This is a genomic window from Couchioplanes caeruleus (assembly GCF_003751945.1).
GTDB classification, from domain to species: domain Bacteria; phylum Actinomycetota; class Actinomycetes; order Mycobacteriales; family Micromonosporaceae; genus Actinoplanes; species Actinoplanes caeruleus.
Map to the genome: position 1 here is coordinate 13,148 of NZ_RJKL01000002.1, position 13,085 is coordinate 26,232.

General features: G+C 69.3%; 14 protein-coding genes. 12 read left to right on the plus strand and 2 right to left on the minus strand.

Features of this window, described 5'->3' with window-relative positions:
- Positions 1-41: 41 nt before the first annotated feature.
- From cas5c to EDD30_RS37555, 5 genes are all read left to right on the plus strand, one after another.
- A complete protein-coding gene (gene cas5c / locus EDD30_RS37540) occupies positions 42-677 on the plus strand; it encodes a type I-C CRISPR-associated protein Cas5c (protein ID WP_123678920.1) in 636 nt (211 codons plus the stop codon).
- On the plus strand, positions 677-2,524 hold the full coding sequence (gene cas8c / locus EDD30_RS37545; RefSeq protein WP_071804543.1) for a type I-C CRISPR-associated protein Cas8c/Csd1: 1,848 nt from the start codon (positions 677-679) through the stop codon (positions 2,522-2,524). The genes cas5c and cas8c overlap by 1 nt, the downstream gene beginning before the upstream one ends.
- Positions 2,521-3,387: a type I-C CRISPR-associated protein Cas7/Csd2 gene (cas7c, locus tag EDD30_RS37550; protein ID WP_071804541.1), complete on the plus strand. Its 867-nt coding sequence runs from the start codon at positions 2,521-2,523 to the stop codon at positions 3,385-3,387. The genes cas8c and cas7c overlap by 4 nt, the downstream gene beginning before the upstream one ends.
- A gap of 853 nt (positions 3,388-4,240) precedes the next feature.
- Entirely contained in the window at positions 4,241-4,408 is a 168-nt protein-coding gene (locus tag EDD30_RS39640) for a hypothetical protein (RefSeq protein ID WP_170047212.1), read from the plus strand.
- Between the two features lie 588 nt (positions 4,409-4,996).
- A complete protein-coding gene (locus tag EDD30_RS37555; RefSeq protein WP_071804651.1) occupies positions 4,997-5,971 on the plus strand; it encodes a DUF2332 domain-containing protein in 975 nt (324 codons plus the stop codon).
- 37 nt (positions 5,972-6,008) lie between these two features.
- Here the strand turns inward: EDD30_RS37555 and EDD30_RS37560 are convergent, their stop codons facing one another.
- Positions 6,009-6,617, minus strand: a complete 609-nt coding sequence (locus tag EDD30_RS37560; RefSeq protein ID WP_071804649.1) for a recombinase family protein — start codon at positions 6,615-6,617, stop codon at positions 6,009-6,011.
- 193 nt (positions 6,618-6,810) lie between these two features.
- Between EDD30_RS37560 and EDD30_RS37565 the strand changes: the two genes are divergently transcribed.
- The 6 genes from EDD30_RS37565 (at position 6,811) to EDD30_RS38580 (ending at position 11,662) form a co-directional block, all read left to right on the plus strand.
- The gene (locus EDD30_RS37565; protein WP_123678921.1) at positions 6,811-8,301 is read left to right on the plus strand and encodes a Mu transposase C-terminal domain-containing protein; all 1,491 of its coding nucleotides are present in this window, start codon (positions 6,811-6,813) and stop codon (positions 8,299-8,301) included.
- 3 nt (positions 8,302-8,304) lie between these two features.
- A complete protein-coding gene (locus tag EDD30_RS37570; protein ID WP_084556271.1) occupies positions 8,305-9,207 on the plus strand; it encodes an AAA family ATPase in 903 nt (300 codons plus the stop codon).
- Positions 9,204-9,794: a recombinase family protein gene (locus EDD30_RS37575; RefSeq protein WP_084556270.1), complete on the plus strand. Its 591-nt coding sequence runs from the start codon at positions 9,204-9,206 to the stop codon at positions 9,792-9,794. The genes EDD30_RS37570 and EDD30_RS37575 overlap by 4 nt, the downstream gene beginning before the upstream one ends.
- 91 nt (positions 9,795-9,885) lie before the next feature.
- Positions 9,886-10,290 carry a hypothetical protein gene (locus EDD30_RS37580; RefSeq protein ID WP_071804538.1) on the plus strand — a complete coding sequence of 135 codons (405 nt, stop codon included), beginning with the start codon at positions 9,886-9,888 and terminating at the stop codon, positions 10,288-10,290.
- On the plus strand, positions 10,287-11,054 hold the full coding sequence (locus tag EDD30_RS37585) for a recombinase family protein (RefSeq protein ID WP_425321286.1): 768 nt from the start codon (positions 10,287-10,289) through the stop codon (positions 11,052-11,054). Before EDD30_RS37580 ends, EDD30_RS37585 begins: the two co-directional genes overlap by 4 nt.
- Positions 11,055-11,140: 86 nt before the next feature.
- The gene (locus EDD30_RS38580) at positions 11,141-11,662 is read left to right on the plus strand and encodes a DUF4158 domain-containing protein (protein ID WP_143162623.1); all 522 of its coding nucleotides are present in this window, start codon (positions 11,141-11,143) and stop codon (positions 11,660-11,662) included.
- On the opposite strand, the gene EDD30_RS37590 is transcribed toward EDD30_RS38580, so the two are convergent.
- Positions 11,622-12,311 carry an Ig domain-containing protein gene (locus EDD30_RS37590; protein WP_084556269.1) on the minus strand — a complete coding sequence of 230 codons (690 nt, stop codon included), beginning with the start codon at positions 12,309-12,311 and terminating at the stop codon, positions 11,622-11,624. The genes EDD30_RS38580 and EDD30_RS37590 overlap by 41 nt on opposite strands.
- Before the next feature lie 317 nt (positions 12,312-12,628).
- Between EDD30_RS37590 and EDD30_RS37595 the strand changes: the two genes are divergently transcribed.
- Positions 12,629-13,039 (plus strand): pentapeptide repeat-containing protein, encoded by a 411-nt coding sequence (locus tag EDD30_RS37595; RefSeq protein ID WP_071804534.1) that lies wholly within the window; start codon positions 12,629-12,631, stop codon positions 13,037-13,039.
- Positions 13,040-13,085 lie beyond the last annotated feature (46 nt).

Genomic DNA, 13,085 nt, shown 5'->3' on the forward strand with positions numbered 1-13,085 from the left:
ATGCACTCGTTTTGCCTCGTAACCGAGCTGGTGAGCCGCCGGTGGCGGTGCAGGTCCGCGGCGACGCGGCGCTGTTCTCGCGCCCGGAGCTGAAGGTCGAACGGGTCACCTATCCGGTGATGACGCCCTCGGCGGCGGTGGGGGTGCTGGAGGCCATCTTCTGGAAACCCGAGATGCGCTACCGCATCGTCGCGATCGAGGTGCTCAACCCGATCCGGCAGTTCACCATCCGCCGGAACGAGACCAGCGACGTGCCTGCGCTGGCTGATGCGATCAAGGGCGGTCGGCGGGTGGACACCGTGGCCCACCGCGACCAGCGCAACGCGGTCTGCCTGCGCGACGTGGCGTACCGCATCCACGCGCACATCGAGACCCGCGCGCATGCCGACAAGCCCGCCGCCGCCTACCGCGACCAGCTGCGCCGCCGGGTCCGCCGCGGCGCCTGCTTCCAGCAGCCCTATCTAGGTACCCGTGAGTTCAGCGCCGACTTCTGCTGGCCCGACGACACCCCGCGCCAGTACACGCTGAGCGAAGACCTGGGCATCATGCTGCACTCCATTGAGCGCGACCCGCGCGGCGTGGTGAGCATGCAGTGGTTCGCCGCCCGCCTGGATGTCGGTGTGCTGCATGTACCGGAACACGGCCTCACCTTGGACCTGCCGGGTGGGGGACGCTGATGCTGCTGCAACGCCTGGTCGAGTTCGCCGATGCCAGCGGCGAGGTTGTCCCGCCGTTCTACGCGCGGAAGGCGGTGCGATGGCTGCTCGACCTGCACCCCGACGGCACTGTTGCCGGCCCGCTGACCGACACCGCCGACCCGAGCGACCGCGCCCGGAAGTACGGGGTAGCGCGGCTGGTGCCGTCGGTCACCCGCACCGTCGGTATCGCGCCGGCGTTGGCCGTGGATAACCCGGAGTACGTGCTCGGCTGGATCGGTGAGGGCAGCAACCCGGAGCGGGCGCCGAAGCAGCACGCCGCGTTCAAGGAACTGATCTACGCCTGGGACAAGCATGTCGGCGACCCGCGCGGCCCGGCGCATGCGATCGCCGAGTTCTACCGCCACCAGCGCGACGCGAGTGTGGACCAGCCGCCCGGGTGGGGGCGCGGCGACCTGGTCGCGTTCCGCGTTGCCGGCACCGTGGCCTGCACCAGCGAGGCGGCGATCGGCTACTGGGCTACGGTCGCCGCAGCCCGCAAGGGCTCCGGAGCGGTCGGGTTGTGCCTGGTCTGCGCCCGGGTGCAGCCGCTGCTCAAGACGATCCCGCAGCAGATCCCCAGCCGGTGGCTGCCCGGGACGTTGAAGAACGCGTCGCTGGTCAGCGTCAACGAAGCCGTACACGGCTATGAACTGAAGAAGTCACTGGTACACACCCCGATCTGCACCGGCTGCGCGTTGAAGTTCACCTCCGCGCTGACCACTCTGCTGTCCGACCCCAACCACAGCGTGGCCTACTCCGGGCAGAACACCCGCCTGGCGTGGTGGATCGTCGGCGGCGCCGACTACGACCCGATGGGCGCTCTCGAGCAACCTAACGACGCCGACGTGCCGCAGCTGCTCGCCGCCGTGCGCGGCGGCTCGCACACCGAGCTCGACGATACCTCGGCGTTCTGCACCGTGACCGTCGCCGGTAACTCCGCCCGCGTCGTCGTCCGTGGCTGGGTCCAGATGCCCCTACCGCAGCTCAAAGCCAACATCGCCGCGTGGCTGACCGACCTGGAAATGGTCGACGCGTTCACCGGCGCACCCACCCGGATTCCGTTGGGCCATCTGACCCGCGTCAGCGGACGGTGGGACACCCGCAAAAGCGTCTGGAAAGAGTTCGGTGCCTCTGGTGAGGACCGCCCCCACGGCGCGCACCGCGCCCTGCTGGCCGCCGCCCTGCTCGGCCGGCCCCTGCCACCACACCTGCTCACCCACGTGATCCACCGCATCCGCGCCGACAGGCGCGTCGACACCGCCCGCGCCGCGCTGATCCGGCTGATCCTGCGCCGCCACCCGCGTATCCCCGCTCCCGACCGGAAGGCCCTCATGGCGACCCTGAACCCCGACCACCCGTCACCGGCCTACCTCGCCGGCCGGATCTTCGCCGTCCTGGAAGACCTACAACTGGCCAACGCCCGCGCCTACAACCAGAGCATCAACACCACCTTCGCCGACCGCTACTTCTCCCGCGCCATCACCAGCCCGCTCAGCGCCCTGGTCGCCGGACGCCGCGACGCCCGCGCCTGGCTCAAACGCCTACGCCGCGTGCGGCCAAAGTCCGCGTACTTCTACGAACAGCGCCTCGACGAACTGTTCAACCAGATCGCCGACGCCGGCGGAATCCCCGCCGCCGTCGTCGTCGTCGAGCAAGCCGCATTCATCCTCGGCTACCACCAGCAACGCGCCGCCACCACGGTGGAACGTCAGCAGGCCAAAGCCGCCAGCGGCGCCATCGACCCTGACCTCGATGTCGACAGCGACGACACCGCCCTCGACATCGACAGCAGCACCGACGCCGACACTGAAGGAGTCCCGGCATGAGCGCCGCCCACCTCGACCCCACCCGCCGCCACGACGCCGTGCTGCTGTTCGACGTCACCGACGGCAACCCCAACGGCGACCCCGACGGCGGCAACCAGCCCCGCACCGACGACGAAACCGGCCAGGGCCTGGTCACCGACGTCGCCCTCAAACGCAAAATCCGCGACACCGTGGCCCTGCTGCGCGGCGACGACCCCCGCTACGGCATCTTCGTCGAAGCCGGCCACGCCCTGAACACCCGCATCGAGCAAGCCCTCAAAGCCAACCCCGGCAACCCCGACAACGCCCAACAATGGCTGTGCCAGCACTACTTCGACATCCGCATGTTCGGCGGAGTACTCAGCACCGGCACCACCAAAGGCGGCGCCGGCAAAGTCCGCGGCCCAATGCAACTCACCTTTGCCCGCAGCCTCGACGCGATCCTGCCCACCGACCACGCCATCACCCGCGTCACCCCCACCCGTCCCGAAGACCTCGCCGCCGGCAAGGTCACCGAGATGGGCTCCAAATGGACCGTGCCCTACGGGCTGTACCGCGCCCACGCCTTCTTCTCCGCCCCCCGCGCTACAAAAACCGGCGTCACCAGCGACGACATGGCCACCCTCTGGCAAGCCCTCACCGTCATGTTCGACCACGACCGCGCCGCATCACGCGGCGAAATGAAACTCTGCGGCCTGTACATCTTCAACCACCCCGACCCCCTTGGCGTCGCCCCCGCCGCGACCCTCACCAGCCGGATCACGCTGTACCGCGCCAACCCCGACAAAGCACCACGCCAACACACCGACTACACCCGCAGCATCGACACCACCGACCTGCCTACCGGCGTCGAATTCACCCCACTGGTCGACCTCTGGCCATGATGGCTCCACACGCAGGCGCCCGGCCGTCAGGTGGGGCGAGGATCGCAACGGCAACGCGTACCGCCCAGGCGAACCAAAATGACATGGGGTTGCGCCCGACCATCAGGTCCGGGCGAGGATCGCAACTGCGTCGCCTGCTCCGCGGCCGCCGTACCCGTCGTCAGACTGGGCGGGGCGACCTGGCTGGGCAAGGATCGCACTTCCTCTACACCCAAACTTGGTGTGCGTCCTCGAGCAGCTGCGCCCGGCTTTCAGGCCGGGCGAGTATCGCAACGAGGTATGAGGAAACGCCATGCCCCTACTGCAGGAGCTGCGCCCGGCCACCAAGCCGGACGAGGATCGCAACTGGGGCATCCCGTTGGCCCCGTACACGGCCCTGCATGGCTGCGTCCGGCCACCAGGCCGGGCGAGGATCGCAACTTTCGATCGAGATCACTGTTAGGGGGATCCCGCACGCTGCGCCCGACCATTAAGCCGGGCGAGGATCGCAACCTCCGCGGCTATGAGCAGCCCGCCCTGTACGAGAAGGCTGCGCCCGGCTACCAGGCGCCGGGCGAGGATCGCAACTTCGGCCCCGATGGTGTGTTCGAGCTGTGAGCGAGCACTGTGCCTGGCTCGCCAGCCGGGCGAGGATCGCAACTCGGCTTGTTGACCAGCCCGGCCGCTGCGCCCGGCCGTCAGGCCGGACGAGGATCGCAACATCTGGTGGCACGCCACCGGCAAGGCCACCGGCAGGCTGCGCCCGACCATTAAGCCGGGCGAGGATCGCAACTACCAGCGCCCGCTGACGCTGCGCGACATCGTCGGGCTGCGCCCGACCACCAGGCCGGGCGAGGATCGCAACGACAAGCAAGTGTCCGCGGTCAAGGCCGCTACACACCTGCGCCCGGCCACCAGCCCGGCCGAGGATCGCAACTTCGAGGAACCGCTGGCGAAGACGGGCGCCACCGGGCGGGCTGCGCCGGCCACCAGGCCGGACGAGGATCGCAACAGCCAGGCGTTAGCAGGTTTGCTGTGCTGAGTCCGCGCGGCTGCGCCCGGCCACCAGGCCGGGCGAGGATCGCAACCAGATCAACATTTCCTGGATCCACCCCCGCGTGACGCTGCGCCCAGCCACCAGGCTCGGCGAGGATCGCAACGGCTCCGTCGAGCCGACCCGCTCCGACACCACGCTCGAGCTGCGCCTGGCCGTCAGGCCGGCCAGGATCGCAACATCTGGCCGTGCCCTCACTGCGGCGGCCGCTCGCCGCGCTGCGCCCGGCCACAAGGCCGGGCGAGGATCGCAACACGTTCAAGGTGTTGCTCCCGCATCAGAGGTACGTGCTGCGCCCGGCCACCGGGGCGGCAAGGATCGCAACGCGCAGTGCTGCCGGTAGCGTTCGCCCCCATGCCTCGGTTGCGCCCGGTCACCAGGCCGAGTGTCCGAAAATCGACCGTTTCCCGGACAAGATCAAGAACTGGCTCAGGCGGCGATCAGGGCCGTCTGTGTGATCTTCGACGGTATGTGGCGGCGAACTTTCGGGGGTTCGTGGCGTGACCACAGGGCGTGCGACTGGACGTTGAGATCGTTGTCATAGCGCCCTCCGTGCTGTGCGGGCACGGTGATGTGATGACGACAGCTCAGTGGTATCAGGCGTTTGCGGTTCGTGAGGCGCGGGGCCAGTCGCCGACGTACGAGGCGCTGGCCTTGGCGGTTGGTGCAGACCAGCAGGTGTTGGGACTCCTGGATGGGTTGCCGGAGGAGAAGCGGCAGCCGAACCTGCTCCTTGCCGCGGCTCAGTACCTTGGTGCGCCGCTCGGCGCTCCGGATGACTTCCTGGACTGGGTCCTGCAGAACTGGTCGGCGTTGTCCGCCACCATGCTCCAGCGGCGGACGCAGACGAACGAGCCGGCCCGATGTGCCACCCTGCTGCCGGTCCTGGCGCGACTGCGGCAGCCCCTCGCGCTGTTGGAAGTCGGTGCTTCCGCCGGGTTGTGCCTGTATCCCGATGCCTACCAGTACCGCTACGGTCAGGACCAGCAGGTGCTCGGCCCTGCGGTCAGCCCGGTACGGCTGACCTGCGCAGTCAGCGATAACGTTCCACGGCCGGTATCGATGCCCACGGTGGCGTGGCGCGCTGGCCTGGACCTCAATCCGCTCGACGTCAACGATGACGATGATGTGCGGTGGCTCGATGCGCTGATTTGGCCGGAGCAGCAGCAACGGCGCGAGCGGCTGCAAGCCGCGGTTGACATCGCCCGCGCGGATCCGCCGCGCATGGTCAAAGGGGATCTGCTCGCCGACCTGCCGGCGCTGGCCGCCCAGGCGCCGGCCGATGCCACGCTGGTCATCTTCCACAGCGCGGTACTGACCTATGTTCCGCCGGACACCCGTAGTGCCTTCATCAACCTAGTCCGTGGTCTGCCCGGGCACTGGATCTCGAACGAAGGCGTGGGCGTTCTGCCCGAACTGGCGGCAACCATGGAGGTCGATCCCGCAGGCCCGGCAAGGTTCCTGCTTGCGGTTGACGGCCAAGGCGTTGCTTTCACCGGTCCCCACGGCCAAGAGATCCAGTGGCTGGCTCACCACGAGTCCTCCGCGTGACACTGCCTGAGCGGATGGCGGTCGTTCCTCTTCGAGCTCAAGCCGCCGGTTCGACGGCGGTCAGATAGCGGTGCAACGAGGTCTTCGGGATGCCGGTCTTGGCCGCGATCGCGCCGAGGCTGGCGCCCTGTGCTTTGAGCAGTCGGGCGTACTCGATGCGGTCGGCGGGGTGAGCGACGGGGCGGCCGACGTGCCGGCCTTTGGCCTCAGCGACGGCGCGGGCGTTGGCGGCGCGTTCGGCGGTGAAGGTGCGTTCCATCTCGGCAAACAGGGCGAGCAGCAGGAACGCAATGCGGCCCATGCCCTCGTCGGCGGTGTTGATCGGCAGCGGGTCGGCCAGTGAGCGCACGCCGACACCCCGCTCGGCGAGGTCGTGCACGAGGTTGAGCACCTCACGCAGGTTGCGGCCCAACCGGTCGAGCGTGTGCACGACGATCGTGTCGCCGGCGCGGGCGTACTTGAGCAACGCGGCCAGGCCCTCGCGGTCGACGGTGGCGCCGGTGCGCTTGTCGGTGAAGATCCGCTCGCCACCGATACCGGCGGCGGTAAGCGCTTCGAGTTGGCGCTCGAGGCTCTGCTTGGTGGTGGAGACGCGGGCGTAGCCGAGGTCGAGCCCGGCCGGCGGGTGCGGTGCGGCGGCTGTCACCACGCCATCGTACCGGAACTCGTTTCCGTACTATCGTTTCGGAACGCTATTTGTGGAACGACTTTTGGAACGGCTGGCGGCCGGTTTCCGGCGTGCGGTCACGCCGCCGGAATTGCCGTTCCACTTCCTTGGATATGGAACACCTCCGCGTGTCCGTCCGGCACATCGACCGATGTGGACATAACCTACGGCGGTGCGCGGCTCGCACCTTCCGTCGGCGCTGGCCGGTCTGGCCGAGCTGCCGGAGGCCGCGCGGGCACAGGCGCTGCACCGGTGGCGGGTGCTGCGCCCGCACCTGCACGACGGGGTACCGCTGCCACGGGCGGCCGGCGAGGCGGGGGTGGCATTGCGCACCGCGCAGCGGTGGCTGACCCGCTACCGCGCCGACGGCCTCGCGGGGCTCGCCCGCCGGGCGCGCGCCGACCGTGGCACCCGGCGGCTGCCCGAGCAGCTGCGGCTGCTGATCGAGGGCCTGGCGCTGCGCCCGCCCGGGCCGTCAGCGGCGCACGTACACCGGATTGTCGTCGACGTCGCCAAGCACGAGGGCTGGCCGGTGCCGTCCTACGCCACGGTGTACACGATCGTGCGCGGCATCGACCCGGCGATGCGAACCCTGGCTCTGGACGGAGACAAGCGCTACCGGGAGGTGTTCGACTTGATCCACCGCCGGGAAGCAGACCGGCCGAACGAGGTCTGGCAGGCCGACCACACCCAGCTCGACCTGTGGGTGATCGCCCCGTCGGGCAAGCCGGCCCGGCCGTGGCTGACCGTCATCGAAGACGACCACTCCCGCGCGATCGCCGGGTACGCGGTCAACCTCGGCGCCCCGTCGGCGATCCAGACCGCCCTCGCCCTGCGGCAGGCGATCTGGCGCAAGAGCGAACCCGGCTGGCACGTCTGCGGAATCCCCGACACCTTCTACACCGACCACGGCTCGGACTTCACCTCCCAGCACATGGAGCAGGTCGCCGCCGACCTGAAGATCCGCCTGGTGTTCTCCCAACCGGGCAAGCCCCGCGGCCGCGGCAAGATCGAGCGGTACTTCTCCACGATCAACCAGATGTGCCTGCCCACCCTGCCCGGCTACGCCCCACGCGGCACCAAGGACCGGGCCGGACAGGCGAAGCTCTCCCTCGCCGAGCTCGACGCGGCGATCGGCCGGTTCATCGTCGCGGAATACAACCAGCGCCCGCACAGCGAGACCGGCCAGCCGCCGCAGGCCCGTTGGGACGCCGCCGGATTCCTACCGCACCTGCCTGACAGCGTGGAACAGCTCGACCTGCTGCTACTCACCATCGCCAAGCCGCGCAAGGTCCACCCCGACGGCATCCACCTGTTCGGGCTGCGCTACCTCGACACCAGCGTGCTCGGCGAGTACGTCGGCGAGGCGGTCACCATCCGATACGACCCGCGCGACGTCGCCGAGATCCGCGTCTTCCACGACGAGAAGTTCCTGTGCCGGGCCATCTGCCCCGAGCTGGCCGCGCAGAACATCGGCATCAAGGAGATCTCCGCCGCCCGCAACGCCCGCCGCCGTGGCCTGACCCACGGACTGACCGAACGCGCCAGCGTGGTGGACCGGCTCCTGGCCGTGCACCAGCCACCCGAGCCCGTACCCGCGGCACCGCAGGGCGAGCCGGCCCGGCCGACCGCACCGGCGCTGAAGCTCTACCGGGAGGACTGAGCAATGGCCGACCCCGAGGTCGAAGACACCCCCGAGCAGTGGGCGGCCAAGGAGGCCGCCATCGCGACGCTGCCCACCCTGACCGAGCAGCCCGAACCGCCGCCCGCCGAGGCGCCGTTCGTCATCACCAAGGAGTACCGGCGCTTCGCCGAGTTCGCCGACGCCGTACGCCGCGAGCGCTACATCGGGCTGTGCTACGGCCCGCCCGGGGTCGGCAAGACCCTGTCCGCGCGGCGGTACGCCCGCTGGGACCTGGTCGAGCACGCCGTGCAGACCTTCAAGTTCTTCGAGACCGAGAGCATCCCGCGCGAAATCCTCGACACCCGCAGCGCCGTCTACACCCCGAAGGTCCACAACAGCCCCAGCCGGCTGGAGAAGGAGCTGGCCTTCGTCCAGGATCGGGTCTCCTGGATGGTCCAGACACTCGAGCACCCCGAGCACGACCCGCCGGCGCTGTCGCGCCACCAGGGCCGCTTCGCCGAGCTGCTGCTCGTCGACGAGGCCGACCGGCTCAAGACACCCACCCTGGAACAGCTGCGTGACCGGCACGACCGCACCGGTGTCGGGCTCATCCTCATCGGCATGCCCGGCATCGAGAAACGCCTGGCCCGCTACCCGCAGCTCTACAGCCGCGTCGGGTTCGTGCACCACTTCCGGGTGCTCTCCGCCGAGGAACAGGCGTTCGTCCTGGCCCGGCACTGGCCCGAACTCGGCCTGCACGACCCGCAGGACTTCACCACCGCCGAGGCCCTCGCCACGATCATCCGCATCACCAGCGGCAACTTCCGGCTCACCGCCCGCCTCGTCGCCCAGATCAAGCGCGTCCTGGACATCAACCACCTGACGGTGGTCACCAAGGAAGTCGTCGAGGCCGCCCGCGAGTCCCTGGTCATCGGCGTGCTGTGACCGTCATCGGCTACGCCCGCACCCGACCAGTCGACGACATCACTGCGGTCCGCGCCGAGCTGACCGCCGCCGGCTGCACCGCGATCTACTGCGACGAGCAGGTCTCCATCCGCGCCCACCAGCCCCAGCTCGACCGCGCGCTTGCTGCCGTCCCGGCCGGCGGCACCCTCATCGTCTGCCGGCTCATCCACATCGGTCGCTCCCTGGACTACCTTGCCGACTTGCTCATCCAACTCGACCACCGCGGCGTGCGGTTCCGTGCCCTGCGCGAACAGCTCGACACCGCCGAGCACGGAGAACTGCTCCGCCAGGTCACCCACGGCCTGATCGAAACCCAGAAGGCATGGCGCTCCGAGGCCACCCGAGAAGGACTCGCCGAGGCCGTCGCCGCCGGCCGCAAGCTCGGCCGGCGACCAGGACCGCCTCCGCTGACCCAGGAGCAAGACGAACTGGCGCAACACCTGCGGGCCACCGGCGTGCCCGTCACCGAGATCGCCGACCTGATCGGCGTCTCCCGCAGCAAGCTGTACTGCGTCCAACCGCCCGAAGCAGCAACGCCAACTACCGGCGAAGATTCAGCGCCGTAGACCTTTGAAGGTCACAGCCGTCTGAAAAACCCGTCCGAAAATGCCATGTGTCCAACAAGGCGATCACGGGTTTCTCGGACACAATGGACGGGTGAGCGACTTCGACCCCCGGCGCGTGCATCTGCCGGCCGGCTTCCTGCCCGCCGGTCGACGGAGCCGCGCCGTCTGCACCTGCGGTCACCCCACCACGCCCCGCGCCGACGAGGCCCGCGCGCTCACCGCGCTGCTCACCGAGCACGGCAGCACCCGGCCGGTCTGCTCGCTGTGCGGCCGCGACTTTGACGACTTCCCGCGCGAGGCCCTGATCGGCCGCAGCGTGCAGATCCTGACCGACCCGGTGAGCCGCGCCGAGACTCTCGTTTGCAAAGACGCGCCGCAGTCGTGCCGTGAGGGCGCCGCCCAACGGCAGGTCCAGCTTGACCGCGCCGCGTACGACGAGCTCGGCATCGAGGGACCACGACCGCGGCTAACAGTGCTTCCGGGAGGAAAGCAGTGACCGGCCCCGGCATGCCGACCGCCTCGGGCGCGGTGATGCTCAGTTCGCCCGACGACCCGCTCGCCGCGGCGCCGATCGCCGGCGTGCTCGTCGGCTACGGCCGGGTCTCCACCCGGGAGCAGAACCTCGCCCGGCAGCAGACTGCGCTGACCGCGGCCGGCTGCAAGCGCTGCTTCTTCGACAAGGCCACTGGCAAGAACACCGACCGGCCCGAGCTGGCGAAGATGCTCGACTACGTACGCCCCGGCGACGTCCTGGTGGTGGTCTCCCTCGACCGGCTCGGCCGATCCCTGGAAGACCTGATCGGCATCGTCGGCCAACTCAAACGCCACGGCGTCGGCTTCCAGTCGCTGCACGAGAAGCTCGACACCACCACCGCCGGCGGCATGTTCGTCTTCCACGTCTTCGCCGCTCTGGCCGAGTTCGTCCGCACCATCATCGTGGCCAACACCAACGAGGGCTTGGCCGCCGCCCGCGCCCGCGGGCAGCGCCTCGGCCGCCCCCCGGCCATGACCCCGGAGAAGATCGCGTACGCGATGCAGCTGCTCAACGAGCCGGACCACTCGATCTCCTCGATCGCCAAGCTGCTCAAGGTCTCGCGCAGCACCTTGTATAAGGCGCTGCCCGAGCTGCTGCCCAACCAGCCGGACCCAGCGAGCGTGGAGGCGCGGGTGACCGAGCTCCCGCCGGACTCGCGGCCGGGCCCGCCGTCGCTCGATCAGCACGACCAGCTCCTCACCCAGCGCCGCCCGGCCGACGCCTGAGCGAGCTCCGAGCCCCTTGGGATCGATACCGGCGCACCGGTCTCTACCAGCGCGGATATGTCGTACCGGGGCCGTACCGTAGATCCATGATCAACCCCGGGACGGTACCCATCGACGACGCCCGCGAAGACCTCGCGGTCTCCGCGCTCGACGTGTTCCTGACCGCCGTCCAGGCCCGCGCCGCCGAACTCGAGAACGCCCCGCTCAAACGCCGTATCGCTGGACTCACCGGCGAGGCGAAACGCGACCCGGCGGCGGACCGCGACGGCCGGTTCGGAACCTCCGTGCGCCCGCCTTCGGAAGACGACACCGGAGGCCGTCCGAACTCCGGCTCACCCTGGCCGTTGGCGTTCGCGGTGCTGTTGAAGTTCTACGGCCGGTACCGGCGGTTCCCGCGGGGGCGGGCGGAGTTGCGTGACGAGGTCGTGGAGTTCGTGGCGGCGCAGGTGCGGGTGCCGGCGCAGGCCGCACCTGATCGAAGCGCACGCCCCCGCAACGCTGCAACGCCTCCCGCCGGACGCCTATCGATTCGGCGAGTTACCGACATAACTCCTGTCCAACCCGCTTTTAGCAGGTTGGACAGGCCTCGCGCCGGACGAGCCAGGTGAACTGGGTGCTGCCGGAGCGACCCGCCGCGTCGGTCGCGCTCACAGTGACGGTGTAAGTGCCGAACTGAGTAACGGTGCCGGCGATCACGCCGGTGCTGGAGTTGATCGACGTGCCCGTGGGCAGCCCGCTGGCGGACCAGCTGTAAGGGGCGGTCCCGCCGGTCGCGGTCATTTGCAGATATGCGGAGTCATAAATGTAGGTACTCTGGCTGCCCGGGTTGACCACGGCTGGGGGTGGCGGAGCGCAACTGATGCTGGTGCTCGGGCTCTGCCACCGGTACGACTCCGGGGTGGGGTCACTCACGGAGGCGTACCAGTACGCCACGTAGTTGCCGGGTACGCAGCTCGCCGCCGTGATCGCCCACGCTCCCCCGAGGCCGGAGTCGTCGTCGGACCCCACGAGCGTCCCGTCGCGGTAGAGGTGGACCGACGCGTAGGCGTGGGATCCGATGTCGCAACTGATCAACAGTTCGGCGCTGACCTGTGCCGGGTTGCTCCAGTTGTTGGGGCCGCCCGACCGGAAGGTACAGAAGCCGGCGGCGGCGGTGGCCGATGCGGGCGCGGGGATGAGGATCGCCGCCACCGCCGTGATGGCCAACGCCGCCACGGCCAGCGGCCTCCTCCGCGGAAGCCATCGTGCGATGTTCATTGCCACGAGTTCCTTTCCTGAGGTCGGATTCGATGGGACGACCGAGCGCGTTCATGTCGGAGGTCGGCTCGACAGGTGGCTCACGATCGGTAGGGCGGCGGTACATCGCCGGCTCTGGTCAGGTGGACACCGCCACGCGCCCGTTCTCGCCCGACGCTCAGCGGCGGTCCGCTGCACAGACGCGGTCCACCGAGCCCAACCCGATACTCAGCGCAGTGGGTGCGTTCCGTCATTCACGGACGCGATCACCCTAAGCACGACGACTAGACGGAGACTGGACGACACTGAACCGGACCACACCGGCTACTGAGCATCATTTGCTGGTCGAGGGAGCGGACCTGAGCGGGGCGCAGCTACGGCGCGCGAACCTGAGAGGGGCGCAGCTGCCGAGCGCGAACCTGAGAGAGGCGCAGCTGCAGGGCGCGTACCTGAGCGGGGCGCAGCTGCAGGGCGCGACCCTGTTCGCGGCGCAGCTGCAGCGCGCGTTCCTGTTCGCGGCGCAGCTGCAGGGCGCGGACTTGGAAGACGCAAACGTGGCTGAGGCGCGGCTGTATGACAAGCGCGACGACACCACAGTTGTCGTCTCAGCCGAGCAGTTGGCAAAGGCCAAAGGATGGCAGACCGCCATCCTGTCCGAGGTCGTTCGCCAACAGATTGCCGCTCTCCAGGAGGCCCACGCCGAACCAGAAATCGCCGCCCGCGAACGGTTCGGCGATCCGTCACCGTGACGCCACCCCGAACACCACACCTACCCCCACGTTCCTGTAGACCGGC

Coding starts and splice junctions, on each gene's coding strand:
- cas8c (WP_071804543.1), top strand. CDS start 677: ATGCTGCTGCAACGCCTGGTCGAGTTCGCCGATGCCAGCGGCGAGGTT.
- cas7c (WP_071804541.1), top strand. CDS start 2,521: ATGAGCGCCGCCCACCTCGACCCCACCCGCCGCCACGACGCCGTGCTG.
- EDD30_RS37555 (WP_071804651.1), top strand. CDS start 4,997: ATGACGACAGCTCAGTGGTATCAGGCGTTTGCGGTTCGTGAGGCGCGG.
- EDD30_RS37570 (WP_084556271.1), top strand. CDS start 8,305: ATGGCCGACCCCGAGGTCGAAGACACCCCCGAGCAGTGGGCGGCCAAG.
- EDD30_RS38580 (WP_143162623.1), top strand. CDS start 11,141: ATGATCAACCCCGGGACGGTACCCATCGACGACGCCCGCGAAGACCTC.
- EDD30_RS37590 (WP_084556269.1), bottom strand. CDS start 12,311: ATGAACATCGCACGATGGCTTCCGCGGAGGAGGCCGCTGGCCGTGGCG.